Here is a 26,281-nt window from a genome sequence, read left to right on the forward strand (position 1 = left end):
ACCCGTGAGCTGGCTGTCGAAGGCTCATCCTTGAGCCTGGAGCGTCAAAACGCGACAGCTTGCGCCAGTATTGGCTGACGCAGGGTAACGGATGACCGGCTCAGGTCATTACCGCAGAAGCAGATAAATACTTTCGCCGCCGCGCATCACGTTCAGCGCGATAACCGCCGGTTTGGCCTCCAGCACTTTACGCAGTTCAGCAATAGACTGCGTGGTCTGGCGGTTAATACCGATGATAACGTCGTCTTTATGCAGGCCAATCTGCGCGGCCGGGCTGCCTTTCTCAACGTTAGAGATAACCACCCCTTTGGTGCCATTTTTCGCCTGGCCGTCGCTCAGCGATGCCCCTTCCAGCGCCGGAATAATCAGTTGCGCGCTGGCGGTTGCGGAGGTGCTTTTATCCAGCGTGACTTCGACTTCCAGCGGTTTACCGTCGCGTAACAGCCCCAGCTTCACTTTTGAACCTGGCGCCGTTGTCGCAATGCGCGAGCGCAGCTCGGCGAAGCTGCTCAGCGGCTTGCCGTTGAGGCTGGTAATCACGTCGCCGGATTTAATGCCTGCTTTTGCGGAGCCAGAGCCTGGCAGCACTTCGCTCACGAAAGCGCCGCGCTGTACGTCGAGGTTAAACGCTTTGGCAATGTCGGCATTCATCTCCATGCCGCGAATGCCAAGCAGGCCACGCTTGATCTCGCCGAACTGGATCAACTGCTGGGCCAGGGTCTGCGCCATGTTGCTGGGGATGGCAAACCCGATGCCGATGCTGCCGCCGCCGGGCGCCAGAATGGCGGTGTTAATGCCGATCAGTTCGCCATTGAGATTGAGCAGCGCACCGCCGGAGTTACCGCGGTTAATGGCGGCGTCGGTCTGAATAAAGTTCTCGAGCCCTTCCAGATTCAGGCCGCTGCGGCCCAGCGCGGAAACAATGCCGGAGGTGACGGTCTGCCCCAGGCCGAACGGGTTGCCGACGGCGACGGCAAAGTCGCCTACGCGCAGTTTGTCGGAGTCGGCGATGGCGATTTGCGTCAGATGGCTGGCTTTTTGAATTTGCAGCAGCGCGATATCGCTTTGATCGTCACTGCCGATAAGCTTCGCTTCAAACTCGCGGCCATCGTTCAGCTGCACGCTGATTTTCTGTGCGTCGCTGATGACGTGGTTGTTGGTTAGCACGTAGCCTTTAATCGCATCAATGATCACGCCAGAGCCAAGCCCTTCAAACTGCTGGCCCGGCTCGTTGGTTGCATTGCCGCCGTCATCGCCAAAGAATTTTTTCAGCTCATCCGGGACCTGCTGGTTCACCGGGGCCGTGCCTTCTACCTGTACGCTCACTACCGCAGGCAGCACTTTCTCCAGCATCGGCGCGAGGCTAGGCAGTGCGCCCTGGCCCGGAACCTGCGTCGGCAGTGACGCGAACACCGGCGACGGTGCGGCAACGGATAACCCCACGCTGAATGCCAATGCACTTAACAGTAACGTTGATTTATTCATTGATGCTGGCCCTCATGACCCTGGATGCAAGAATATGACTTCCCGAAAAGACTGATGTTATTGAAGTAAATATAGACGGCGTGAGCAGAAGAGGACGGGCGCAGGTCATGCGCCCGTAAAATATTTGTGGAATGCAGATTAATCGCGTTTGGCACCGCTGCGCAGCAGGCCGGATGCGCCCTCTGAATAGTCGCGCGGCATCTGCACCGGCGCCTGATCGTTACCGGCTTCGGATTCCGCGAGACGGTTGCGGAACGGGTTGGCTTCCGCTGACATGCCCGGCAGCAGGTTGCTGGAGCTTTTCGCCATGTGCTGGTAAATCTGGCGGTAATCATCGGCCATGTTATCCAGCAGCTCGGCGCTGCGGGCAAAATGGCTGACCAGCTCTTCGCGATACTCTTCCAGCTCGGCTTTGTTTTTTTCGAGCTCGTATTGCAGCGCCTGCTGCTGGCGTAGTTTGCGATTACCAAAACGCATGGCCACGGCACCGATGATGATACCGACAACTAACCCAATTAGCGCGTATTCCCAGGTCATGAACATCTCCCGTTGTTTTGTTGTTCCGTAGGGTATTGGCTATAAGGCAACTCCGTGCCTGCGCCCGATAGTGCCACTATAACCGCTAATCCTGTAGAAGTGGAATCCTGACGCATCATCGCGTAGTGTAGAACGGACTTTTTTTAGTCAATCGTGAAGTAAGACATACCGGTTTTCAAAGGAATAACAATTAGATCATGCAAAGCCAGTCCCCCACATCGCGCTATCTTCAGGCCCTTGAAGAGGGCAGTCATCAACCCGACGATGTCCAGCGTGAGGCGGTTAATCGCCTCGACACCATTTACCAGGAACTCCAGCACAAAATGCCCGCGGCGGCCCCCGGCGGCGGCCTGCGCGCGCGCTTTGGTAAGCTGTTGGGCAAAAAAGAACCCGATGCACCACAGGCAGTGCGTGGCCTTTATATGTGGGGCGGCGTGGGGCGCGGCAAAACCTGGCTGATGGACATGTTCTATCAAAGCTTGCCCGGCGAGCGGAAGCAGCGCCTGCACTTCCACCGCTTTATGCTGCGGGTGCATGAGGAGCTGTCGGCGTTGCAGGGGCACAGTGACCCGTTGGAAATTGTCGCCGAGCGCTTTAAAGCAGAAACCGACGTGCTCTGCTTCGACGAATTTTTTGTCTCGGATATCACCGACGCCATGCTGCTCGGCGGCCTGATGAAAGCGCTGTTTGCGCGCGGTATTACGCTGGTCGCAACGTCCAACATTCCGCCGGATGAGCTGTACCGTAATGGCCTCCAGCGCGCGCGCTTCCTGCCAGCGATTGAGGCGATCAAAACGCACTGCGATATCATGAACGTGGACGCTGGCATTGACTATCGTCTGCGCACGCTCACCCAGGCTCACCTGTGGCTGTCGCCGTTAAACGAGGCGACGCGCGCGCAGATGAATAAACTGTGGCTGGCGCTGGCAGGTACGCCGCAGCAGAACCACACGACGCTGGAAATTAACCACCGTCCGCTGCCGACGCTCGGCGTAGAGAACCAAACGCTGGCGGTCTCGTTTACCACGCTGTGCGTTGATGCGCGCAGCCAGCACGACTACATTGCGCTCTCCCGCCTGTTCCACACCGTCATGCTGTACGACGTACCGGTGATGACGCCGCTGCTGGAGAGCGAGGCTCGGCGCTTTATCGCACTGGTGGACGAGTTTTACGAGCGTCACGTCAAGCTGGTGGTCAGCGCTGAGGTTGAGCTGTACAACATCTACCAGGGCGAGCGGCTGAAATTTGAGTTCCAGCGCTGCCTGTCGCGTCTGCAGGAAATGCAGAGCGAAGAGTACCTGAAGCGCGCGCATATGCCCTGAATGCCACCCTCTCCCCGTGGGAGAGGGGCTGAGGATGTGGCCAGCGGGCCACACCGCTCCAAACCTTGAAAAACCCGCAGCAAATCACATAAAGGGGTCGATCTTTGACCCCGACTTCTCTATAATCTTGCGACCCCACGTTACAAGAGAGTTTTTTTCCCGAAACTTTCTCTGCGCCGGCATAGGCTATTCGAAGGGGTAGGTTTGCTGGACAATGTCGTGTGAACCTCAACTGACTAAACGTTTGGGTGTTCACCAACGTGTAACTTATTTATTTGGGTAAGCTTTTAATGAAAACTTTTACAGCTAAACCAGAAACCGTAAAACGCGACTGGTATGTTGTTGACGCGACCGGTAAAACTCTGGGCCGTCTGGCTACTGAACTGGCTCTGCGCCTGCGCGGTAAGCATAAAGCGGAATACACTCCGCACGTAGATACCGGTGATTACATCATCGTTCTGAACGCTGACAAAGTTGCTGTAACCGGCAACAAGCGTACTGACAAAGTGTACTATCATCACACCGGCCACATCGGTGGTATCAAACAAGCGACCTTTGAAGAGATGATTGCTCGCCGTCCTGAGCGTGTGATTGAAATCGCGGTTAAAGGCATGCTGCCAAAAGGCCCGCTGGGTCGTGCTATGTTCCGTAAACTGAAAGTTTACGCTGGCAACGAGCACAACCACGCGGCACAGCAACCGCAAGTTCTTGACATCTAATCGGGATTATAGGCAATGGCTGAAAATCAATACTACGGCACTGGTCGCCGCAAAAGTTCCGCAGCTCGCGTGTTCATCAAACCGGGCAACGGCAAAATCGTTATCAACCAACGTTCTCTGGAACAGTACTTCGGTCGTGAAACTGCCCGCATGGTAGTTCGTCAGCCGCTGGAACTGGTCGACATGGTTGAGAAACTGGATCTGTACATCACCGTTAAAGGTGGTGGTATCTCTGGTCAGGCTGGTGCGATCCGTCACGGTATCACCCGCGCTCTGATGGAGTACGACGAGTCCCTGCGTGGCGAACTGCGTAAAGCTGGCTTCGTTACTCGTGATGCTCGTCAGGTTGAACGTAAGAAAGTCGGCCTGCGTAAAGCACGTCGTCGTCCGCAGTTCTCCAAACGTTAATTGGTTTCTGCTTCGGCAGACAATCATTGGCGAAAAACCCGCTTCGGCGGGTTTTTTTATGCCCGTAAAGCAGGGCTGCCGGGCTCTTTTTCCGCTTTTCCGGAATCCCCTCACCACAAGTCGTTCAAAATCTGGTAGACTATCTTCCAATTTTCTGCCCAAATGCGCGCGATTGTTCATTTTTTGTTTAGAACGTGAACGAGAATGTCGCCAGCGTGCAGATGAGGCTTATCGTCTGGCTGGCCGCCGTTGTGGCTGGCAGCAGTACAAATTCTGATTATACCTGGAGGTTTTCATGGCTGTCGCTGCCAACAAACGTTCGGTAATGACGCTGTTTTCTGGTCCTACTGACATCTATAGCCATCAGGTCCGCATCGTGCTGGCTGAGAAAGGTGTCAGCTTTGAGATAGAGCACGTGGAAAAGGACAATCCACCGCAGGATCTGATTGACCTCAACCCGAATCAAAGCGTTCCGACACTCGTAGATCGTGAGCTAACGCTGTGGGAATCACGCATCATTATGGAATATCTTGATGAGCGTTTCCCGCACCCGCCGCTGATGCCAGTTTACCCGGTTGCACGTGGCGAAAGCCGCCTGTATATGCACCGTATTGAGAAAGACTGGTACTCACTGATGAACGTCGTGATGACCGGTTCCGCCGCGCAGGCAGACGCCGCGCGTAAACAACTGCGTGAAGAGCTGCTGGCGATTGCGCCGGTCTTCACTCAGAAGCCGTTCTTCCTGAGCGACGAATTCAGCATCGTTGATTGCTACCTGGCTCCGCTGCTGTGGCGTCTGCCGGTAATGGGTATCGAGCTGAGCGGCGCGGGTGCGAAAGAGCTGAAAGGCTATATGACCCGTGTCTTCGAACGTGACTCTTTCCTCGCCTCCTTAACGGAAGCCGAGCGCGAAATGCGCCTTGGCCGGGGTTAATTGAATGGAAGTATCACAGCTTTCTCCGCGTCGTCCGTACCTGCTGCGCGCGTTCTATGAGTGGCTGCTGGATAACCAGCTGACGCCGCACCTGGTGGTAGACGTTATGCTGCCGGGCGTGAACGTGCCGATGGAGTACGCGCGTGACGGGCAGATCGTGTTGAACATCGCGCCGCGCGCGGTGGGCAACCTTGAGCTGGCCAATGATGAAGTGCGCTTTAACGCGCGCTTCGGCGGCGTGCCGCGTCAGGTTTCCGTCCCGCTGGCGGCCGTGCTGGCTATCTATGCTCGCGAAAACGGTGCTGGAACCATGTTTGAACCCGAAGCAGCTTACGATGAAGATGCCGAAAGCTTCAACGATGATGAGAACGTGGACAACGCTGGAAGCGAAACGGTGATGTCGGTCATTGACGGCAACAAACCGGATAGCGATGACGGCGACGAGCCGGACGACACGCCACCGCCGCCTCGCGGCGGGCGACCGGCGCTGCGCGTTGTGAAATAAAAAACAGGCCCTTTGGGGCCTGTTTTGTTATGTCAGTTTGATAATAAGTTACCCTGCGCGGCCAATGCCTTTTGTGAGCGAATCAGCTCATCTGCCAGCCGCTTTTCATCAGGCAGCTGTACTCTGTATTCGCTTGCCATCACGGTATTGGGCAGACCGTTCAGTGAGTAGTACGCTTCCCCAGCCCCTTTCTCCGCACACAGAATGAGCCCCACGGGCGGATTTTCTCCCGGCATAGTCCAGTGCTCTTTGGCATAGTTCAGGTACATATTCATTTGTCCCGCATCGGCATAGCTGAATTTGCCTACTTTCAGGTCGATAACCAACAGACAGCGTAATTTCCGGTGGAAAAATAGCAGGTCGATGCGAAACCAGCTGTCGTCAATCCGCAAGCGACGCTGACGGCCTACAAATGCAAAGTCATCACCGAGTTCCAGCATAAAGTCCATCAGGTGGTTGAGTAGGGCCTCTTCAAGATCGGACTCTGAATACTCGTCTTTCAGGTCCAGAAATTCCAGAATGAACGGGTCGCGTATTGCCTGCTCTGGCGTAACCTCGGCGGCGGCGGGCGCAGCCTGTTGTAGCATGGCCGTTTTATCGCGAGACAGCAGCGTCCGCTCGTAAAATTGTGTGGCGATTTGCCTATCGAGCTGCCGTACTGACCATCCGCAGCGGAGCGTCTCTTTCTCGTAAAAGCTGCGCGCATCGGGACTTTTTACCGACAGAAGGCGGACGTATGCAGACCAGGGAAGCGGGAAAAACTTGGCCAGTTGTATGAGATATTTAGATTCTGCAGACACCGTCTGCGGAATTTCAATATGTTGAAAATAAATGTAAAAAGTGCGTATTTGCCACAGGATTCTTGTAGAAAAACCGCGTTTATACCTTTGGCTTAAATCCTGCGATAAACGATCAATGAGCTGTTCACCATAAGCCGCTCTGGTTTCACCACCTTGCTCAAATTCGACAATGCGTCGGCCAATTTCCCAGTATGTCGCGGTCATGAGTGCGTTAACGCTGCGAACTATTTCAGTTCGTGCGCAATCGACCAGATGGATAATACCGTCATGGATCTGCTGATAATCATCTGCGTTTTGAGGTGCCGCCGGCGTGTTCATATTTCATCCCTGTAGTGATAGTCGCAATGTGAAATTTTGCCGCTATCAATACGCCCGGGCGCTGAAGTGATCAATCCGCGTTCTACTAATTACAAAGACTTGCAGTCTGAATTGCGAGTAGCTTTCAAAGAATGGCGGGGATATACGAAGAAAAAAGCCCCTGTCCGCAAATGTGGACAGGGGCCAGAGAAGAGCCTTCTTACACTTCCAGGTAGTTCATAATCCCGTCAGCCGCCTTACGGCCTTCGGCAATCGCTGTCACCACCAGATCCGAACCACGCACGATGTCACCCCCGGCGAAGATTTTCGGGTTGCTGGTCTGGAAGGCATTTTCGTGACCTTCAGGCGCAATGATGCGGCCCTGAGAGTCCAGCTCAACGCTGTGTTTCGCCAGCCATTCCATGCTGTGTGGACGGAAGCCAAACGCCATCACGACGGCATCGGCCGGGATGACATGCTCGGAACCGGCGACGATCTCCGCGCGACGGCGGCCTTTCGCATCCGGCTGTCCCATTTCGGTGCGCGCCATCTTCACGCCGCTTACTTTGCCATTAGCATTCACTTCAATGCCCAGCGGCTGGATGTTGAACTGGAATTCCACGCCTTCTTCACGCGCGTTTTTCACTTCGCGTTTCGAACCCGGCATGTTCTCTTCGTCACGGCGATAAGCACAGATAACGTGAGCCGCATTTTGACGAATGGAGGTGCGCACGCAGTCCATCGCAGTATCACCACCGCCCAGTACCACCACGCGCTTGCCTTCCATGCTGACGTACGGTTCTTCGGCGGTTTCGCCGAAGCCCATGATCTGCTTGGTGTTGGCAATCAGGAACGGCAGAGCGTCGAATACGCCAGACGCGTCTTCGTTCTCCAGGCCGCCGCGCATGGACTGATAGGTGCCCACGCCGAGGAAGACGGCGTCGTAATCTTTCAGCAGATCGTCGAGCTGCACGTCGCGTCCCACTTCGACATTCAGTTTGAACTCAATGCCCATCCCGGTGAAGATTTCACGGCGGCGGGTCATCACCTCTTTTTCCAGCTTGAAGGCCGGGATACCGAAGGTCAGCAGACCGCCGATTTCAGGGTGACGGTCAAAGACCACCGCTTTCACGCCGTTACGGGTCAGTACGTCGGCGCATGCCAGGCCCGCTGGGCCCGCACCGATGATGGCGACTTTCTTGCCGGTTTGCTTCACGCCGGTCAGATCCGGACGCCAACCCATCTCAAATGCTTTATCGTTGATATAGCGCTCGATGTTGCCGATGGTCACTGCGCCGAACTCGTCGTTCAGCGTACAGGAACCTTCACACAGGCGGTCCTGCGGGCAAACGCGCCCGCAGACTTCCGGCAGGGTGTTGGTCTGGTGCGACAGCTCGGCTGCCTCAAAAATACGTCCTTCGTTGGCGAGCTTCAGCCAGTTCGGGATGTAGTTATGTACCGGACATTTCCACTCACAGTACGGGTTACCGCAGGACAGGCAGCGGTCTGCCTGTGCTTTGGCCTGGCCTTCGGAAAACGGCTCGTAGATCTCAATAAATTCGATCTTGCGGATCTTCAGCGGTTTCTTCGGCGGATCAACGCGCTGCAGGTCGATAAATTGATAAACGTTCTGACTCATGATGACCTCTTACTGCGCCTGCACACGCAGCTCAGCTGCGCTACGACTACGGTGACCCAACAGGGCTTTCACATCACTGGACTTCGGCTTAACCAGCGCGAACTTCGCGGAGTAAGACGGCCAGTGCGCCAGGATCTCTTCGCCGCGGGAAGAACCGGTTAACTGCACGTGTTCGGTAATCAGACCGCGCAGGTGCTCTTCGTGAATCGCCAGCGAGTCGACATCCAGCACTTCCACCAGTTCCGGGTTAACGCGTTTACGGAAATCACCGTCTTCATCCAGTACGTAAGCAAAGCCGCCCGTCATACCGGCGCCGAAGTTAACGCCCGTTTTGCCCAGCACGCAGACGATGCCGCCGGTCATGTATTCACAGCCGTTGTCGCCAATACCTTCCACCACGGTAATCGCCCCGGAGTTACGGACGCCGAAACGTTCACCTGCACGCCCTGCGGCGTACAGACGACCACCGGTTGCGCCGTACAGGCAGGTGTTGCCGATAATGCTCGCTTCGTGGCTGCGGAAGGAAGAACCCACCGGAGGACGGATCGCCAGCAGACCACCCGCCATGCCTTTACCGACGTAGTCGTTGGCATCGCCGGTCAGGTACAGCTCAACGCCGCCGGCGTTCCACACGCCGAAGCTCTGGCCCGCGGTACCGTTGAAGTGCGCCTTAATCGGGTCTGCCGCCAGCCCCTGGTCACCATGCGTCTGGGCGATGTAGCCCGATAGCGATGCGCCCACGGAACGATCGGTGTTGCGGATGTCGAACCAGAAGGTTTTGCTCTGGCGCTCATCAACAAACGGTTTTGCCTGCTGCAGCAGCTGCGCGTTCAGCACGCCGTTATCAAACGGCGGGTTGTTCTCGGTGCAGTACAGCGCTTTGCCAGGATGCGGCTCGGCGGTTTCCAGCAGACGAGACAGCTCCAGCTTCTGCTGCTTGGCGGTGAAGCCATCCAGCTCTTTGAGCAGGTCGGTGCGGCCAATCAGGTCTACGAGGCGGGTTACGCCCAGCGAGGCCATCAGCTCGCGCACTTCACGGGCGATAAATTCAAAGTAGTTAGTCACTTTGAACGGCAGGCCGTGATAGTGGTTCTTACGCAGTTTTTCATCCTGAGTTGCCACACCCGTTGCGCAGTTGTTCAGGTGGCAAATACGCAAGTATTTACAGCCCAGCGCGACCATTGGACCGGTGCCGAAGCCGAAGCTTTCCGCGCCGAGGATCGCCGCTTTAATGATGTCGACGCCGGTTTTCAGACCGCCGTCTACCTGCAGACGAATCTTGTGACGCAGGCCGTTGGCAACCAGCGCCTGCTGGGTCTCCACCAGGCCCAGCTCCCACGGGCAGCCCGCGTATTTGACGGAAGACAGCGGGCTTGCGCCGGTGCCGCCGTCATAGCCAGCGATGGTAATCAGGTCAGCGTAAGCTTTCGCTACGCCCGTGGCGATAGTGCCGACGCCCGGTTCGGAAACCAGCTTCACGGAGATCATCGCCTTCGGGTTGACCTGTTTCAGGTCGAAAATCAGCTGCGCCAGATCCTCGATAGAGTAAATATCGTGGTGCGGTGGCGGTGAAATCAGCGTCACGCCCGGTACGGAATAGCGCAGTTTGGCGATGTACGGGGTGACTTTATCACCCGGCAACTGACCGCCTTCGCCTGGCTTCGCGCCCTGGGCAACTTTAATCTGAATCACGTCGGCGTTAACGAGATACGCTGGCGTCACGCCAAAGCGACCGGAAGCCACCTGCTTAATGCGCGATACTTTGTTGGTACCGTAACGCGCCGGGTCTTCGCCGCCTTCGCCGGAGTTGGAGTTACCGCCGATGCTGTTCATCGCTTCCGCCAGCGCTTCGTGTGCTTCCGGGCTCAGTGCGCCGATAGACATCGCGGCGGTGTCGAAACGTTTGAACAGGTCGCTTGCTGGTTCAACGTCGGCCAGGTTGACGGTTTCCCCGTTCGGGGTTATCGCCAGCAGGTCGCGCAGCGTCGCCGCCGGACGGTTGTTCACCAGCTCGGCATATTCTTTGTAATCGCTGTACTCACCGCTCTGTACTGCCTGTTGCAGGGTGCGCACCACGTCCGGGTTATAAGCGTGATATTCGCCGCCGTGAACGTATTTGAGCAGCCCGCCCTGATCCAGCGGTTTACGCGCCAGCCAGGCACGTTTCGACAGGTTCAGCAGATCCTGCTGGAAGTCGTCGAACGACGCGCCGCCAATGCGGCTGACCACGCCCTGGAAGCAGTTAGCGACCACATCGTCGTGCAGGCCAACCGCTTCAAACAGCTTGGAGCAGCGGTAGGAGGCAATGGTCGAGATGCCCATTTTGGACATGATCTTGTACAGGCCTTTGTTGATGCCGTTACGGTAATTCAGCATCACCGTGCGGTAGTCTTTCTCGATAGCATGCGTATCAATCAGACGTCCCAGGGTTTCATAAGCCAGATACGGGTAGATAGCCGTTGCGCCGAAGCCGAGCAGTACCGCAAAGTGGTGCGGGTCGCGGGCGCTGGCGGTTTCTACGATGATGTTAGCGTCGCAGCGCAGGCTCTTATCAACCAGACGGGTCTGGATAGCGCCTACCGCCATCGGGGCCGGTACCGGCAGACGATTTTTGCCGATGTTACGATCGGACAGCACCAGCAGTACGGTACCGCTGCGCACCATCTCTTCGGCTTTATCGCACAGCGCTTTTACCGTCGTTTCGAGATCGGTTTCCGTCACGTCGAAGGTGATATCCAGCGTATCGGCGCGGTAGTGCTCCTCTTTCATCGTGGTGAGCTGATTGAAATCGGAGTACAGCAGAATCGGTGATTTGAAGCTCAGACGGTGCGCCTGACCTTCCGCTTCGCAGAAGACGTTCATTTCACGGCCGATGCTGGTCGCCAGCGACATCACGTGCGCTTCACGCAGCGGGTCGATTGGCGGGTTAGTCACCTGCGCAAACTGCTGACGGAAGTAGTCGTAAATAATACGCGGCTGGCTGGAGAGCACGGCAAACGGGGTATCGTCACCCATTGAGCCGACCGCTTCCTGGCCGTTTTCGCCGAGCACGCGGATAACGGAATCCAGCTCTTCAGCGCTGTAGTTAAACTGTTTCTGATAGCTGGCAAGCGTATCGTCGTCCAGCTCACGGCTGCCAACGCGGTCATCGGCCAGATCTTCAAACGGCACCAGGCGGCGAACGTTCTTCTCCATCCACTCTTTGTACGGGTGGCGGCTTTTCAGATCGTTGTCGGTTTCAGCAGAGTGCAGGATGCGGCCGCTGCGGGTGTCGATAACCATCAGCTCGCCTGGGCCTACGCGGCCTTTTTCAACCACTTCGTCAGGCTGGTAATCCCAGATACCGACTTCAGAAGCGCAGGTGATGAGCTTGTCTTTGGTGATGACGTAGCGCGCCGGGCGCAGACCGTTACGGTCGAGGTTACAGGCGGCATAGCGACCGTCAGACATGACGATACCTGCCGGGCCGTCCCACGGCTCCATGTGCATGGAGTTAAAGTCGAAGAACGAACGCAGGTCCGGGTCCATATCCGGGTTGTTCTGCCAGGCCGGTGGTACCAGCAGACGCATGGCGCGAATGATGTCCATCCCGCCTGCCAGCAGCAGCTCAAGCATGTTATCCATGGAGCTGGAGTCGGAGCCGGTTTCGTTAACGAAAGGCGCAGCGTCGTGCAGATCCGGGATCAGCGGGGTCTGGAACTTATAGGTACGCGCGCGTGCCCACTGGCGGTTACCGGTGATGGTGTTGATCTCGCCGTTGTGCGCCAGATAGCGGAACGGCTGAGCCAGCGGCCAGCGTGGAACGGTGTTGGTGGAGAAGCGCTGGTGGAACAGGCAGATGGCCGACTCCAGACGCAGGTCCGCGAGGTCCAGGTAGAAGCGCGGCAAATCCGCCGGCATACACAGACCTTTATAGATGTTGACCAGGTTCGACAGGCTACAAACGTAGAAGTCTTTATCTTCCTGGAGGCGTTTTTCGATACGGCGACGGGCGATAAACAGACGGCGTTCCATATCGCGCGGACGCCAGCCCGCAGGGGCGTTAACGAAAATTTGTTCAATGCGAGGCAGAGAGGAGAGGGCGATTTCACCCAGTACGCCTTCATTGGTTGGCACATCGCGCCAGCCGACGATAGACAGGGTTTCACGCTGTAGTTCTTCTTCTACAACACGGCGAGACGCCGCTGCCAGTTCAGGATCCTTATTCAGGAACAGCATCCCAACGGCATAGTTTTTCGCTAAGCGCCAGCCGCGCTCTTCGGCGACGATGCGAAAGAAACGGTCAGGTTTTTGCAGCAGCAGGCCACAACCGTCACCGGTTTTACCGTCGGCGAGTATTGCGCCGCGGTGCTGCATTCGGGCCAGTGCGTGTATCGCGGTACGCACTACCTTGTGGCTAGGTTCGCCTTCTATGTGGGCGATCAGGCCGAAACCACAGTTATCCCTCTCAAGGGATTTATCGTACAACATATCAGTGAACCTCCCCAGGCTCTACGGGACGCCCCCTTAATCGATTGCGCGCAAGGCACAGCAAGAGCATGGCGACGGGGTGAGGCACTCTTTGCCTAACCTCGCATTCGCCCTCTTTTATCCTTTTCGCGTAGGTCACACAAGTTTGAGGACTTGCTTAAGAGGGAATCTCAATTACTGCATAAATATGATGAGCAGGCTGCTCATCCAGAAAGCTTCCAGCGGATTCCCAACTTATCGGGAATCGCTACATAGGTCAAATGGCAATCTTATTTATACAGAAATGTGCTATAGAGCAGTTAACATAATGATTAATATAAAAAATAATGCATTTTTCTCGGTTAAGGACCTGATGGGGATGCCGCAATGAGTGTGATCTGTCTCACTATCTGTAAGCGCGCTTTTAATCTTCATGTGCTGTTTTGGATATTAAAAGTAGCATTTAATGCTGGTATTGACAGTGGGGGTATATGATCGCTCTGTTTTTCAACGGGCGCTGGATTATTGCAAATAACGGTACTGACATAAGCAAAAATAATCACGCTTCTTCTGAATGAAATTGCAGTAATTTTGATTTGTTATGCAATAAGGTAAAGGGTCTACATGGCGATTGATCCAGGTCATCGCCGATCGAGACTAAAAGTGGCAGGCTTGGGCCCTTTCTTCAGGCCGGTCTATCAGATTATGCAGTTACAAAAATTAGTCAATATGTTTGGTGGGGATCTTACGCGTCGTTACGGCGAAAAGGTTCATAAACTGACGCTGCATGGTGGATTCAGCTGCCCAAACCGCGATGGCACCATTGGCCGGGGCGGTTGTACGTTCTGTAATGTCGCCTCGTTTGCCGATGAAGCGCAGCAGCATAAGTCGATTGCCGAGCAGCTTGCCCATCAGGCGCAGCTGGTGAACCGCGCAAAGCGCTATCTGGCCTATTTCCAGGCCTATACCAGCACCTTTGCCGAAGTGCAGGTGCTGCGTTCGATGTACCAGCAGGCGGTAAGCCAGGCCAATATCGTCGGGCTGTGCGTGGGTACGCGCCCGGACTGCGTGCCGGAGGCGGTACTAGACCTGTTGAGTGAGTACCACGAGCAGGGCTATGAAGTGTGGCTGGAGCTGGGGCTGCAAACCGCGCACGATAAAACGCTGCACCGGATTAACCGCGGCCACGACTTTGCCTGTTACCAGAATACGACGCGTCTGGCACGTGAACGCGGCCTGAAGGTGTGCAGTCACCTGATTGTCGGCCTGCCCGGGGAAGGGCAGAGCGAATGCCTGGAGACGCTCCAGCAGGTGGTTGAGACGGGCGTTGACGGCATTAAGCTGCATCCGCTGCATATTGTCACCGGTAGCATTATGGCGAAGGCCTGGGAGGCCGGTCGTCTGAACGGCATTGCGCTGGACGACTATACGGTGACCGCGGGCGAGATGATTCGTCATACGCCGCCGGAGGTGATTTATCACCGTATTTCCGCCAGCGCTCGTCGGCCAACGCTGCTGGCGCCGCTATGGTGTGAGAACCGCTGGACCGGGATGGTCGAGCTGGATAAATACCTGAATGAACACGGTGTGCAGGGCTCGGCGCTGGGCACGCCTTGGGTGCAGCCGTAGTGTCGTCACGCCTCGCCGCCGTGTAGGCCTGATAAGCGCAGCGCCATCAGGCAATGTGATCCTGACAGCCTGATGGCGCTGCGCTTATCAGGCCTACAACACCGACTTCACAGATAATCCTCGCATTTTTTACACAACCTACCGCGCTGCGCTCAGAATTGGGTATGATTGAACGACGTTGTCGTTAAGGAATCCCTTATGAAGCAAATCCGTATGCTGGCGCAGTATTACGTCGACCTGATGATGAAGCTGGGTCTGGTACGTTTCTCTCTGTTGCTCGCGCTGGCGCTGGTGGTACTGGCGATTGTGGTACAGATGGCCGTCACCATGGTGCTGCATGGCCAGGTGGAGAGTATCGATGTTATTCGCTCCATCTTCTTCGGCCTGCTGATTACCCCATGGGCAGTGTATTTTCTGTCGGTGGTGGTTGAGCAGCTTGAAGAGTCGCGGCAGCGTCTGTCCCGGCTGGTTGAAAAGCTTGAAGAGATGCGCGAACGCGACCTTAAGCTCAACGTTCAGCTGAAAGACAATATTTCCCAGCTTAACCAGGAGATCAGCGACCGTGAAAAAGCGGAAGCGGAACGTCTGGCTACCCTTGAACAGCTGCGTATTGAGGTACAGGAGCGCGAAGAGACGCAGATCCGCCTTGAGCAGCAGTCCTCCTTTCTGCGTTCGTTCCTCGACGCATCGCCGGATTTGGTTTTCTATCGCAATGAAGATAAAGAATTTTCCGGCTGTAACCGGGCGATGGAGCTACTGACGGGTAAAAGTGAAAAGCAGCTGATTCACCTGCATCCTGAAGAGGTGTATAGCGCAGAGGCGGCGGCAAAAGTCATTGAAACCGATGAAAAAGTCTTCCGTCATAATGTCTCGCTCACCTACGAACAATGGCTCGATTACCCGGACGGACGCAAAGCGTGTTTTGAGATCCGTAAAGTGCCGTACTACGACCGCGTGGGGAAACGCCACGGCCTGATGGGCTTTGGTCGCGATATTACCGAACGCAAGCGCTACCAGGACGCACTGGAACGCGCCAGCCGCGACAAAACGACCTTTATCTCCACCATCAGCCATGAACTGCGCACGCCGCTTAACGGCATCGTGGGGCTTAGCCGAATCCTGCTCGACACTAACCTGACGGCAGAACAGGAGAAATACCTGAAAACCATTCACGTGTCGGCGGTCACGCTGGGCAATATCTTCAACGATATTATTGATATGGATAAGATGGAGCGCCGCAAGGTGCAACTGGATAACCAGGAGGTTGATTTCACCGGCTTCCTGGCGGATCTCGAAAACCTTTCCGGTTTGCAGGCCCAGCAAAAGGGGCTGCGCTTCATTATGGAGCCAACGTTGCCGCTGCCGCATAAAGTGATTACCGACGGTACCCGCCTGCGGCAGATTCTGTGGAATCTGATCAGCAACGCCGTGAAGTTTACCCAGCAGGGCAACGTGGTGGTCCGCGTGCGCTATGACGAGGGCGATATGCTGCACTTCGAGGTGGAGGATTCCGGTATCGGTATCCCGCAGGAGGAGCAGGATAAAATCTTTGCCATGTATTATCAGGTGAAAGATAGCCAGGGCGGTAAACCGGCCACCGGTACCGGGATCGGTCTTGCCGTGTCGAAGCGTCTGGCGAAAAGCATGGGCGGGGATATCGACGTCTCCAGCCAGCCGGGCCACGGCTCTGTCTTTACCCTGACGGTGCATGCGCCGGCGGTGGCTGAGGAAGTCGAAGATACGCTGGAAGAAGACGATATGCCGCTGCCCGCACTGCACGTGCTGCTGGTGGAAGACATTGAGCTGAACGTGATTGTTGCCCGCTCCGTGCTGGAAAAACTGGGGAATAGCGTAGACGTCGCCATGACCGGTAAAGCCGCGCTGGAGATGTTTACGCCGGGTGAATATGACCTGGTGCTGCTGGATATCCAACTGCCGGACATGACCGGTCTGGATATTTCCCGCGAGTTGACGCGTAAATATCATGCCGACGATCTGCCGCCGCTGGTGGCACTGACGGCCAACGTACTGAAGGATAAGAAAGAATATCTGGATGCTGGCATGGACGATGTGCTGAGTAAACCGCTCTCGGTACCGGCCTTGACGGCGATGATCAAGAAGTTCTGGGATACCGCTGAAGACGAAGAGGAGAGTACCGTGAGCCAGAGTGATAACGGCAAGTCGCAGCAGCTGCTCGATATACCGATGCTGGAGCAGTATATCGAACTTGTAGGGCCGAAGCTGATTACCGATGGCCTGGCCGTGTTTGAAAAAATGATGCCGGGCTACCTGGCGGTGCTGGAGTCAAACCTGACCGCCCGTGACCAAAAAGGCATTGTCGAGGAAGGACACAAGATTAAGGGGGCTGCCGGTTCCGTAGGGCTTCGTCACCTTCAGCAACTAGGGCAACAGATCCAGTCACCGGACCTGCCGGCATGGTGGGATAACGTAGGTGAATGGGTTGAAGAAATGAAGTCGGAATGGCAGCACGATGTGGCGGTATTGAAAGCGTGGGTAGCCAACGTTGATAAAAAATGACCCCGGTCTAGCCGGGGTGCGCGAATACTGCGCCAACACCAGGGAACTGGTGGCTGCGTCAGATGATTGGCTTGATTTTGTTTGTTTGACACAACCTGAAATACGATTGCACGCTCAATAAGATAGCAAAACTTAAAATGTTTGTTACGTGAATCAGTAAAATGTGTGAAGCGTAACGCTTAATCAGAAATATTAATCAGCGTCAGAGAGTTAGCGAGAACGAGATGGCTTTGAGGAGTGTAGCTGGGCTAAAACGTCTGGTCTTGCGGCTGCTGCTGCTATTGGTGCTGGCATGGGGCGGCGGCATTGCCGCGTTCAGTATTCTGCCAGTGCCATTTTCTGCCGTGATGATTGAGCGCCAGGTGGGGGCATGGCTGTCGGGAGACTTCGGCTATGTTGCCCATTCGGACTGGGTCAGCATGGATGACATTTCGCCGTGGATGGGGCTCGCGGTGATTGCCGCCGAGGACCAAAAGTTCCCCGATCACTGGGGCTTTGACGTCACGGCAATTGAGAAAGCGCTGGCGCACAATGAGCGCAACGAAAACCGCATCCGCGGCGCATCAACGCTGTCGCAGCAGACGGCCAAGAACCTGTTCCTGTGGGACGGGCGCAGCTGGCTGCGTAAAGGGCTGGAGGCGGGTCTCACGCTGGGAATTGAGACGGTGTGGAGCAAGAAGCGCATTCTGACCGTCTACCTGAATATCGCTGAGTTTGGCGACGGCGTTTTTGGCGTGGAGGCTGCGTCGCAGCGCTTTTTCCATAAACCGGCCAGTAAGTTGACGATGGCGGAGGCTGCGCTGCTGGCGGCCGTGTTGCCAAACCCCATTCGCTTTAAGGCCAGCGCGCCGTCAGGGTATGTACGCAGCCGTCAGGCGTGGATTTTACGCCAGATGCGTCAGCTGGGCGGGGAAGGGTTTATGCGGGAAAATAAGCTGTATTAGCGGCAGGTTGCGGTGAGTTTTGTAGGCGCTGATAAGCGTAGCGCCATCTGGCATTCGTAAGGCACCGCTGTATTGCCGGATGGCGGCGTAAACGCCTTATCCGGCCTACGAGGCTAGTCTTCGTCAAACCCGGCGTTAAACAGCGCAATCACCGCCGCCAGCGCTTCCACTTCCTGTGGGCCGGTGGCTTCAACCTCAATCTGGCGACCCTTGGCGGAGTCGAGCATCAGCAGCGCAATCACGCTGTTGGCTTCCGCTTCGGTGCCTTCGTCATTACGCAGCAAGACTTCCGCGTCAAAATCCTGCATCAGCTCAAACAGCTTCATCGCCGGGCGAGCGTGCATGCCCAGCTTATTAGTGATTTCAACGGTCTGTTTTACGGTCATGATTTGCGTTTTTCCAGCGTCCGATGACGAGACTGCACGTTCTTACCGCGTGAGCGGAAGTAGTCAGCCAGCTGTTCGGCAACGTAAACCGAACGGTGTTTACCGCCGGTACAACCAATGGCCACCGTCAGATAGCTACGGTTGTTGGTTTCCAGCATAGGTAACCATAGCTCAAGATAGCTGCGGGTCTGGTAAATAAAGTTGTGAACCTCGGTGTGCCTGTCGAGGAACGCGGCGACCGGTTTGTCGAGGCCGGTCATCGGACGCAGCTTCGGATCCCAGTGCGGGTTCGGCAGGAAGCGCACGTCGAAAACGTAATCGGCGTCGATAGGGATACCGTGCTTGAAGCCGAAGGATTCAAATACCATCGTCAGCTCACGCTCGCGTTTACCCAGAAGACGGGTACGCAGCATTTCCGCCAGCTCGTGAACGGACATCTCGGAGGTATCGACGATCAGATCGGCGCGAGAGCGCAGCGGCTCCAGCAGGTTGCTCTCTTCATCAATGGCGCTTTCCAGCGACAGATTCTTACTTGAGAGGGGGTGCAGACGACGGGTGTCGCTGTAGCGACGAATCAGCGTATTGCGATCGGCATCGAGGAACAGAAGCTGCGGGGAGAAGTTGTCCGGCAGGTTCTCCATTGCACGTTCGAAGATTTCCGGCGTTTCGGGCATGTTACGCACGTCAATGCTGACGGCGGCCGATATCTCGCGGTCAGCCAGCGTTTTCGCCAGTTCCGGCAGCAGCACCACCGGCAGGTTATCCACGCAGTAGAAGCCCATATCTTCCAGCGCCCTCAGGGCGACTGATTTTCCCGAGCCAGAGCGGCCGCTGACGATCATCAGTACCATGTACCGTTTCTCCTCAGTACGATGTGATGTCCATTATGCATCATCGTGGGTTTCCGTATCGGTGATGATTTGATACAGCTCTTCGTCGCTCTGCGCGGCGCGCAGGCGGCGACAAATGGTTTTATCCGCCAGACGTTTTGCCACCAGGGAAAGCGTATGCAGGTGGGTTTTGGTCTGGTCTGCCGGCACCAGTAGCGCAAAGAGTAAATCGACCGGCTGGTTGTCGATGGCGTCGAAGGCGATTGGCGTTTCCAACTGCACAAACACGCCGACGGCGCGCAGCGTATCTTCTTCCAGCTTGCCGTGCGGGATCGCGATACCGTTACCGATGCCGGTACTGCCCATTTTTTCACGGGTCAGAATGGCTTCAAACACCACCTGCGGCGGCAGGCTAAGTTGTTTAGCCGCCAGCTCGCTGATGATCTCAAGCGCGCGTTTTTTACTCTGGCAGTGTACTGCACTGCGGGTACATTCCTGGTTAAGGACATTGCTCAGTTGTAGAGCCGAATCGTTATTTGTCATAATTTCACCTAAGCGCCGCCCGATATGCCGGGCATATCGGGCGGCTGCTCGGACAATCAATGTTGTTTTAGTTTATCTTTGTGCTTGTTTAACTGTCTCGCCAGTTTATCGATTAAACCGTCGATAGCGGCGTACATATCCTGCCCTTCCGCGCTGGCATGAAGTTCGCCCCCGTTAACGTGCAGTGTAGCATCCGAGATGTGCGTCAATTTCTCCACTTTTAACACAATATGGACCTGATTGATCCTCTCGAAGAATTGTTCCAGCTTGCTGAATTTCGCATTCACGAATTCGCGCATTGGCTCGGTAATTTCGACGTTGTGTCCAGTGATGTTGAGCTGCATAGTGTCTTCCTTATCAGTAGTGTCAGACCAGCTGTTTACGCTGGTTAGACGGCGGAATGGATAAAGACTCTCGGTACTTTGCAACGGTGCGCCGTGCCACCATGATACCCTGTTCAGAGAGCATGGTGGTCAGTTTACTGTCGCTCAGTGGTTTTGCGGGATTCTCCGCGGCAATCAATTTCTTCACCAGTGCACGAATCGCCGTGGACGAGGCTTCGCCGCCGCCCTCGGTGCTGACGTGGCTGGAGAAGAAATACTTAAGCTCGAAAATGCCCCGTGGGCTATGCAAATACTTCTGCGTGGTAACACGCGAAATCGTGGACTCGTGCATTTCGACGGTCTGGGCGATGTCCGCCAGCACCATCGGTTTCATATACTCTTCGCCAAGATCGAAAAAGGCCTGCTGCTGTTCAACGATGCAGCGGCTGACGCGCAGCAGTGTGTCGTTGCGGCTTTCCAGACTCTTAATCAGCCACTTCGCTTCCTGCAGGTTGCTGCGGATAAACTGGCTGTCGGCGTCGTTGCGGGCGTTATTGCACATGCCCGCATAGTGCTGGTTAATCTGCAGACGCGGGATGCTGTCGGCGTTCAGTTCAACCACCCAGCGATCGTTCACCTTACGCACCAGCACGTCAGGAATGACGTATTCAGGTTCACCGGTCTGGATCGATTGGCCGGGGCGCGGATCTAATGACTGGATCAGATCGACCGCTTCTTTCAGCACGTCTTCTTTCAGCCGCGTGACGCGCATCAGCGAACGGAAGTCATGGTTGGCGAGCAGATCCAGATGCTCACTGATGATCAGGCGAGCTTCATCAAGACGCGGCGTCGTAGGTGAGAACTGGGAAAGCTGGATCAGCAAACAGTCGCGGAGATCTTTGGCGGCGACGCCTACCGGATCGAAGCGCTGGATGCGCTTCAACACCGCTTCCACTTCATCGAGGCCAATCTCGTCGTCGCCGATGCTTTCGCGAATATCTTCCACGGAAACGGTGAGGTAGCCGGTGTCGTCCACCGCGTCGACGATGGAGGTGGCGATGGCGCGATCGGTATCGGTAAACGGCGTCAGTTCAACCTGCCACATCAGGTAATCCTGCAGCGACTGGGTTGTTTCGCCCTGGTAAACCGGCAGCTCGTCGTCCTGGTAGTCGGCCCCGGTGCCGGAAGGCGTCCCGGCGGTATAGATCTCGTCCCAGCTGGCGTCAAGCGGCAGCTCTTCGGGCATATCGGGCTTTTCCAGCGCGTCAACGCTGTCCAGCGTTTCGTGATCGGTGGCTTCCTGAGTTTCTACTTCTTCGTGAAGATCGGTTTGCTCGAGCAGGGGGTTGCTCTCCAGAGCCTGCTGGAGTTCCTGCTGAAGTTCCAGCGTAGACAGCTGCAGCAGACGAATAGCCTGCTGCAGCTGTGGCGTCATGGCAAGCTGTTGGCTGAGCCTTAATTGCAAACCTTGCTTCATGTTCAGAACGAATATCTCCCGCTAACGTCGTTAACCACTACCCTATCAGAGTCTGAAGTCTTCCCCAAGATACACGCGTTTAACATGTTCGTCTTGTAGGATCTCCTGAGGGGTACCGTGGGCAATCAGATGCCCCTGGCTGACGATATAAGCGCGTTCACACACCGCCAGCGTTTCACGGACGTTGTGGTCGGTAATCAGTACGCCAAGGCCGCTGTCGCGCAGGTGTTCGATAATACGTTTAATGTCGATAACCGAAATCGGGTCTACGCCGGCAAACGGTTCATCCAGCAGGATAAATTTCGGGTTTGCCGCCAGCGCGCGGGCGATTTCGACGCGGCGGCGTTCCCCGCCGGATAGCGCCTGGCCCAGACTGTCGCGCAGATGCTCGATGTGGAACTCTTCCATCAGCTCTTTAGCACGGTCTTCACGCTGTTCGTTGCTCAGATCGTCGCGGATTTGCAGCACGGCCATCAGGTTATCGTAAACGCTCAGACGGCGGAAAATAGAGGCTTCCTGCGGCAGATAGCCGATACCCCGGCGCGCGCGCGCGTGCAGCGGCAGCAGGCTGATGTCTTCGTCATCAATGATGATATTGCCCGCGTCGCGCGGCACGATCCCAACCACCATGTAGAAGGTGGTGGTTTTACCCGCGCCGTTTGGCCCAAGCAGACCCACAATCTCACCGGAATTCACGGTCAGACTGACATCTTCCACTACGCGGCGGCCTTTGTAGGCCTTCGCCAGATTTTTTGCAGTTAATGTCGCCATAACGGATTAGTTACTCTTTTTCTGTGCCGGAGCCTGATCTTTGGACTTGTCCTGCAGCTGGGATGGCACCAGAACGGTGGTCACGCGTTTGCCTTTATCGCTAAACGCCTGCATTTTCTGTTCCTTGACCAGGTACGTGATCTTGTCGCCCTTGATGTTGCTGTCGAGCTGCTCAAGGTAAGCGTTGCCGGTCAGCACCACGAAGTCGTTCGCCAGCTCATAGCGCATTTTCGACGCATGGCCTTTCACCGGTTTGCCGTTGTCCTGCATCTGGTAGAAGGTGGCCGGATTGCCGTAGCCTTCAATAACTTCTTTACCCTGCTGATTCGCAGGGCGGGTAACGACCACTTTGTCAGCGTTAATTTTGATTGTGCCCTGGGTGACGACGACGTTGCCGGTAAAGGTCACGACGTTGCCCTGCATATCCAACGACTGCTGATCGGATTCAATGTGAATCGGTTGATTGGTATCGCCGGTCACCGCCATGGCCGGCAGGCTAGCGGCCAGCAGAGAAGCGACGAGCGCCAGCTTAAGGCTGAGTTTGTTTGTTCTGAATTTCATAAGAGGTTCTAACCTTTTCAATCAGCTCGGCGTTTTTGCTGCGTAAATTGCCGCGCATTTTCAGGCCGCTGGAATTAAATGTTGTGCCGTATAACGTCACCAGATCGTCAGAGGAAACATCCTGAGTTATCAGGTTTACCTGGGCATTATCCGTCGTAATCTTACGCAGTTGTGCGTCTTCTGTCAGCGCGTTGATTTCAACGTGCCCGTAGAGGTACAGCATGCGGTCGTTGGTCAGCTTCGCTTTATCGGCTTTAATCGACCAGGTTGGCACCTTGGCGGCGTCAAATGTTGTCAGTACGGGGCGAGTAAACCACGACAGACTCTGATCGGAAAAATACTCCACGTGTTCGGCAATTAACCGGTAGGAGAGCGCGCCTTCGGGGCTGTACACCACCGTATCGGTATGCTCGCTTTTATAAGTTGGATCGCCAGCGTTTGTTGTCACCGGGCCGCTGTCTTCTTTATCGGCAAGATTAAGGCCGATCAGGACAAGCGCCACCAGCGATAGCAGAATGATAACCCAACGTCTGGTTTTACTCATATGGATTGCCCTTTGGCTTCGTCCAGCTTCCCTTGCGCCAGCAGCAGCAGATCGCAGACTTCACGAACCGCGCCGCGGCCTCCCGCAATACGCGTGACGTAATCAGCGCGCGGTGGCAGCAGCGGGTGCGCGTCCGCTACCGCGACGCTGAGACCGACTTCTGCCATGACCGGCCAGTCGATCAGATCGTCGCCCACGTAGGCCACTTCCTCTGGCTGAAGGTCAAGCTTCGCCAGCAGTTCACGGTAGGCAATGAGCTTATCCGACTGACCCTGATAGAGATGCGTGATGCCGAGCGTCGCGCAGCGGTCTTCTAACAGTTTAGCTTTTCGCCCGGTAATAATCGCCACTTCGATGTCGGAGGTAAGGGCACAGCGTACGCCGTAACCATCGCGAACGTTGAAGGCCTTCAACTCTTCGCCGTTGTTGCCCATGTAGATAAGGCCATCGGACAGCACTCCATCGACGTCGAGGATCAGCAGGCGGATTTTCTCCGCCTTCGCGATAAATTGTGGACTCACCGGCCCGTAGCAGGTAGCGACCGATGCGACAGCATTACTCATTCTTTATATCCTTGATTACACTACGCCTGCGCGCAGTAGGTCGTGCATATGTATCACACCTAGCAGATGGTCGCCATCGGCAACCAGCACGCAGGTGATATGACGTGATTGCATCAGGTTCAGCGCGTCGACCGCCAGGATACCCGGACGAATGCGGATACCGCCCGGCGTCATGACGTCGGCAATGCCGAGGCTGCGCACGTCGACGCCATTGTCGAAAATGCGTCGCAGGTCGCCGTCGGTGAAAATACCTTTAATCTGCATATTGTCGTCGCAGATGGCCGTCATCCCCAGATTCTTGCGGGTAATTTCCAGCAGCGCATCGCGCAGCGATGCGTCCGGACTGACGTGCGGAATTTCATCGCCAGTATGCATAATATCGTTAACGCGCAGGAGAAGCTTGCGACCCAGTGCGCCGCCGGGGTGCGAGAGAGCAAAATCTTCGGCGGTAAACCCGCGGGCCTTGAGCAACGCGACGGCCAGCGCATCGCCCATCACCAGCGCAGCGGTGGTGCTGGACGTCGGCGCCAGCCCGAGCGGACAGGCTTCTCGCGGCACCTTCACGCACAGGTGAATATCCGCCGCGCGGCCCATGCTGCTATCCGGGCGGCTGGTGAGGCAAATCAGCGGCACACGCAGGCGTTTAAGTACCGGAATGAGCGCCAGAATTTCGTTTGATTCTCCGGAGTTAGACAGCGCGATAACCACATCCTGCGGCGTGACCATGCCCAAATCGCCGTGCGCCGCTTCGCCGGGATGGACGAAGAAGGCAGAGGTGCCGGTGCTGGCGAAGGTGGCCGCCATTTTGCGGCCGATGTGGCCTGATTTCCCCATCCCCATGACCACAACTTTGCCGGTGCAGTAGAAGATCTTCTCGCAGGCGTCGCTGAAATCCTGGTTAATGTATTGATCGAGCTGTTCCAGCCCTTCCCGTTCAATCGCCAGAACGTCTCTTCCGGCCTGCTGGAAGTCGAAATTTGGCTGCAAATCTATTTGCGACATAGTGTTATCCCGATTCATTCGATGAAGAGCGGCATTGCCCCATAGAGCAGCGCCAGCCACGCAACAAACCCGCCGATCAACAGTAAGCCCGCGCCGCGGCCTATCTGGCGTCGACGCCAGCACAGGAGGGCGAAGACCACGCTCACCACAACCATTACGCCATAGTCCCGGGTAAACGCGAGCGGGTTAAACGACCCCGGTGCGATAAGGGCGGGGATGCCCAGAACGATAGCGATATTAAAGAAATTCGAGCCGATGATATTACCGACCGCAATATCATTTTCACCTTTGCGCACGCCGGCGATGGCGGTTGCCAGCTCCGGCAGGCTGGTGCCGAGTGCAATGATCGTCAGACCAATGGTCAGTTCGCTCATGGCAAAAAAGTTCGCCAGCACCGTGGCGTTATCAATCACCATTCGGGTTGCCATCGGCATAATAATCAGCGCAACGCCAAGCCATAAGCAGGCGACGGGGAGCGAACCGTCGCGCGGCAGCTCGGCCAACTGCTCCTGCGTAAATTTATCATTGCCCTGACGTTCGGCCAGGCGCGCTATCTTAATGATAAACAGCAGCCATAGCGCCGCCAGAACGATGAGAAAGATACCGTCAAACCGCGAGAGTTCGCCATCATAGAGAACATACCCGGCCAGCAGGCTCACGACCAACATTAGCGGTATTTCGCGGCGCAGGATATCAGAATGCACGGTAAAAGGGTGGAACAACGCGGTCAGGCCGAGGATCAGCAGGATATTGACGATATTGGATCCGATGGCGGTGCCAACGGCGACGTCAACCTGGCCATGCAACGAGGCGGCGGCGGAGACGATGATTTCCGGCAGCGAAGTACCGATGCTGACCACGGTCATACCGATAATCAGCGGAGGAACGCCCAGAGCACGGCACAGAATGGAGGCGGAGTACACAAGGCGATCGGCGCTGTAGACCACCAGAAGTAAACCAATAATTAACAGAGCCGTGGCTAAGAGCATCTAAAGTCCTTTCTTCAGGTATAATCGTCGGTCCGCACGTCTGGACGTAACGAATTCTTAATTTTGACTTTATGAGCCGTAAAAGT

Annotated in this window: 24 protein-coding genes; 8 read left to right on the forward strand and 16 right to left on the reverse strand. The window is 55.9% G+C overall.

Annotation, left to right across the window (positions count from 1 at the left end; translation table 11 throughout):
• Nucleotides 1-108: 108 nt before the first annotated feature.
• Together degQ and zapG are read right to left on the reverse strand one after the other, a co-directional pair.
• Nucleotides 109-1,485 (reverse strand): serine endoprotease DegQ, encoded by a 1,377-nt coding sequence (gene degQ, locus H7R76_RS02705; RefSeq protein WP_106927301.1) that lies wholly within the window; start codon nucleotides 1,483-1,485, stop codon nucleotides 109-111.
• Nucleotides 1,486-1,623: 138 nt separating this feature from the next.
• Complete coding sequence (zapG, locus tag H7R76_RS02710) at nucleotides 1,624-2,022, reverse strand: Z-ring associated protein ZapG (protein ID WP_106927360.1); 399 nt, start codon at nucleotides 2,020-2,022, stop codon at nucleotides 1,624-1,626.
• A gap of 197 nt (nucleotides 2,023-2,219) precedes the next feature.
• Here zapG and zapE point away from each other — a divergent pair, with 197 nt between their 5' ends.
• From zapE to sspB, 5 genes are all read left to right on the forward strand, one after another.
• Nucleotides 2,220-3,344: a cell division protein ZapE gene (zapE, locus tag H7R76_RS02715; RefSeq protein ID WP_106927299.1), complete on the forward strand. Its 1,125-nt coding sequence runs from the start codon at nucleotides 2,220-2,222 to the stop codon at nucleotides 3,342-3,344.
• 290 nt (nucleotides 3,345-3,634) lie between these two features.
• On the forward strand, nucleotides 3,635-4,063 hold the full coding sequence (gene rplM / locus H7R76_RS02720) for a 50S ribosomal protein L13 (RefSeq protein WP_000847556.1): 429 nt from the start codon (nucleotides 3,635-3,637) through the stop codon (nucleotides 4,061-4,063).
• A gap of 15 nt (nucleotides 4,064-4,078) precedes the next feature.
• Nucleotides 4,079-4,471: a 30S ribosomal protein S9 gene (gene rpsI / locus H7R76_RS02725; protein WP_000829815.1), complete on the forward strand. Its 393-nt coding sequence runs from the start codon at nucleotides 4,079-4,081 to the stop codon at nucleotides 4,469-4,471.
• A gap of 295 nt (nucleotides 4,472-4,766) precedes the next feature.
• A complete protein-coding gene (gene sspA, locus H7R76_RS02730; RefSeq protein ID WP_106927297.1) occupies nucleotides 4,767-5,405 on the forward strand; it encodes a stringent starvation protein SspA in 639 nt (212 codons plus the stop codon).
• A 4-nt stretch (nucleotides 5,406-5,409) separates the two neighbouring features.
• Complete coding sequence (sspB, locus tag H7R76_RS02735) at nucleotides 5,410-5,910, forward strand: ClpXP protease specificity-enhancing factor (protein ID WP_106927295.1); 501 nt, start codon at nucleotides 5,410-5,412, stop codon at nucleotides 5,908-5,910.
• Between the two features lie 32 nt (nucleotides 5,911-5,942).
• Here sspB and H7R76_RS02740 read toward each other — a convergent pair whose 3' ends face one another.
• The 3 genes from H7R76_RS02740 to gltB form a co-directional block, all read right to left on the reverse strand.
• A complete protein-coding gene (locus tag H7R76_RS02740) occupies nucleotides 5,943-7,028 on the reverse strand; it encodes a PDDEXK nuclease domain-containing protein (protein WP_182966910.1) in 1,086 nt (361 codons plus the stop codon).
• A 199-nt stretch (nucleotides 7,029-7,227) separates the two neighbouring features.
• Complete coding sequence (locus tag H7R76_RS02745) at nucleotides 7,228-8,646, reverse strand: glutamate synthase small subunit (RefSeq protein ID WP_106927291.1); 1,419 nt, start codon at nucleotides 8,644-8,646, stop codon at nucleotides 7,228-7,230.
• A 9-nt stretch (nucleotides 8,647-8,655) separates the two neighbouring features.
• Entirely contained in the window at nucleotides 8,656-13,116 is a 4,461-nt protein-coding gene (gene gltB, locus H7R76_RS02750; protein ID WP_106927289.1) for a glutamate synthase large subunit, read from the reverse strand.
• 684 nt (nucleotides 13,117-13,800) lie between these two features.
• On the opposite strand from gltB, the gene mnmL reads away from it, so the two are divergent.
• The 3 genes from mnmL to mtgA all read left to right on the forward strand — a co-directional run bounded on the left by mnmL (nucleotide 13,801) and on the right by mtgA (nucleotide 18,206).
• Nucleotides 13,801-14,724, forward strand: a complete 924-nt coding sequence (mnmL, locus tag H7R76_RS02755; protein ID WP_182929947.1) for a tRNA modification radical SAM protein MnmL/YtqA — start codon at nucleotides 13,801-13,803, stop codon at nucleotides 14,722-14,724.
• Between the two features lie 198 nt (nucleotides 14,725-14,922).
• Complete coding sequence (gene arcB, locus H7R76_RS02760) at nucleotides 14,923-17,262, forward strand: aerobic respiration two-component sensor histidine kinase ArcB (protein WP_106927286.1); 2,340 nt, start codon at nucleotides 14,923-14,925, stop codon at nucleotides 17,260-17,262.
• Nucleotides 17,263-17,486: 224 nt separating this feature from the next.
• Entirely contained in the window at nucleotides 17,487-18,206 is a 720-nt protein-coding gene (mtgA, locus tag H7R76_RS02765) for a monofunctional biosynthetic peptidoglycan transglycosylase (protein WP_106927284.1), read from the forward strand.
• A gap of 113 nt (nucleotides 18,207-18,319) precedes the next feature.
• On the opposite strand, the gene npr is transcribed toward mtgA, so the two are convergent.
• Genes npr through H7R76_RS02820 form a run of 11 tightly spaced genes read right to left on the reverse strand, consistent with a single transcriptional unit; the run spans nucleotide 18,320 to nucleotide 26,195 of the window.
• Nucleotides 18,320-18,592 carry a PTS phosphocarrier protein NPr gene (npr, locus tag H7R76_RS02770; protein WP_052283608.1) on the reverse strand — a complete coding sequence of 91 codons (273 nt, stop codon included), beginning with the start codon at nucleotides 18,590-18,592 and terminating at the stop codon, nucleotides 18,320-18,322.
• Nucleotides 18,589-19,443, reverse strand: a complete 855-nt coding sequence (gene rapZ, locus H7R76_RS02775) for an RNase adapter RapZ (RefSeq protein WP_106927282.1) — start codon at nucleotides 19,441-19,443, stop codon at nucleotides 18,589-18,591. Before rapZ ends, npr begins: the two co-directional genes overlap by 4 nt.
• 33 nt (nucleotides 19,444-19,476) lie before the next feature.
• Complete coding sequence (ptsN, locus tag H7R76_RS02780; protein WP_035891171.1) at nucleotides 19,477-19,965, reverse strand: PTS IIA-like nitrogen regulatory protein PtsN; 489 nt, start codon at nucleotides 19,963-19,965, stop codon at nucleotides 19,477-19,479.
• 56 nt (nucleotides 19,966-20,021) lie between these two features.
• The gene (gene hpf / locus H7R76_RS02785) at nucleotides 20,022-20,309 is read right to left on the reverse strand and encodes a ribosome hibernation promoting factor (protein WP_106927280.1); all 288 of its coding nucleotides are present in this window, start codon (nucleotides 20,307-20,309) and stop codon (nucleotides 20,022-20,024) included.
• 22 nt (nucleotides 20,310-20,331) lie between these two features.
• Nucleotides 20,332-21,765: an RNA polymerase factor sigma-54 gene (gene rpoN, locus H7R76_RS02790; protein ID WP_106927279.1), complete on the reverse strand. Its 1,434-nt coding sequence runs from the start codon at nucleotides 21,763-21,765 to the stop codon at nucleotides 20,332-20,334.
• Nucleotides 21,766-21,810: 45 nt separating this feature from the next.
• Entirely contained in the window at nucleotides 21,811-22,536 is a 726-nt protein-coding gene (gene lptB / locus H7R76_RS02795) for an LPS export ABC transporter ATP-binding protein (RefSeq protein WP_035891167.1), read from the reverse strand.
• A 6-nt stretch (nucleotides 22,537-22,542) separates the two neighbouring features.
• Nucleotides 22,543-23,097: a lipopolysaccharide ABC transporter substrate-binding protein LptA gene (lptA, locus tag H7R76_RS02800; RefSeq protein ID WP_106927277.1), complete on the reverse strand. Its 555-nt coding sequence runs from the start codon at nucleotides 23,095-23,097 to the stop codon at nucleotides 22,543-22,545.
• A complete protein-coding gene (gene lptC, locus H7R76_RS02805; RefSeq protein WP_106927275.1) occupies nucleotides 23,066-23,641 on the reverse strand; it encodes an LPS export ABC transporter periplasmic protein LptC in 576 nt (191 codons plus the stop codon). The genes lptA and lptC overlap by 32 nt, the downstream gene beginning before the upstream one ends.
• The gene (gene kdsC, locus H7R76_RS02810; RefSeq protein ID WP_106927273.1) at nucleotides 23,638-24,204 is read right to left on the reverse strand and encodes a 3-deoxy-manno-octulosonate-8-phosphatase KdsC; all 567 of its coding nucleotides are present in this window, start codon (nucleotides 24,202-24,204) and stop codon (nucleotides 23,638-23,640) included. Before kdsC ends, lptC begins: the two co-directional genes overlap by 4 nt.
• Nucleotides 24,205-24,219: 15 nt before the next feature.
• Entirely contained in the window at nucleotides 24,220-25,206 is a 987-nt protein-coding gene (gene kdsD / locus H7R76_RS02815) for an arabinose-5-phosphate isomerase KdsD (RefSeq protein WP_182934588.1), read from the reverse strand.
• Between the two features lie 14 nt (nucleotides 25,207-25,220).
• Nucleotides 25,221-26,195 carry a calcium/sodium antiporter gene (locus H7R76_RS02820; RefSeq protein ID WP_106927269.1) on the reverse strand — a complete coding sequence of 325 codons (975 nt, stop codon included), beginning with the start codon at nucleotides 26,193-26,195 and terminating at the stop codon, nucleotides 25,221-25,223.
• Nucleotides 26,196-26,281 lie beyond the last annotated feature (86 nt).

This window comes from Klebsiella sp. WP8-S18-ESBL-06 (assembly GCF_014169755.1).
Taxonomy (GTDB): Bacteria; Pseudomonadota; Gammaproteobacteria; order Enterobacterales; family Enterobacteriaceae; genus Kluyvera; species Kluyvera ascorbata_B.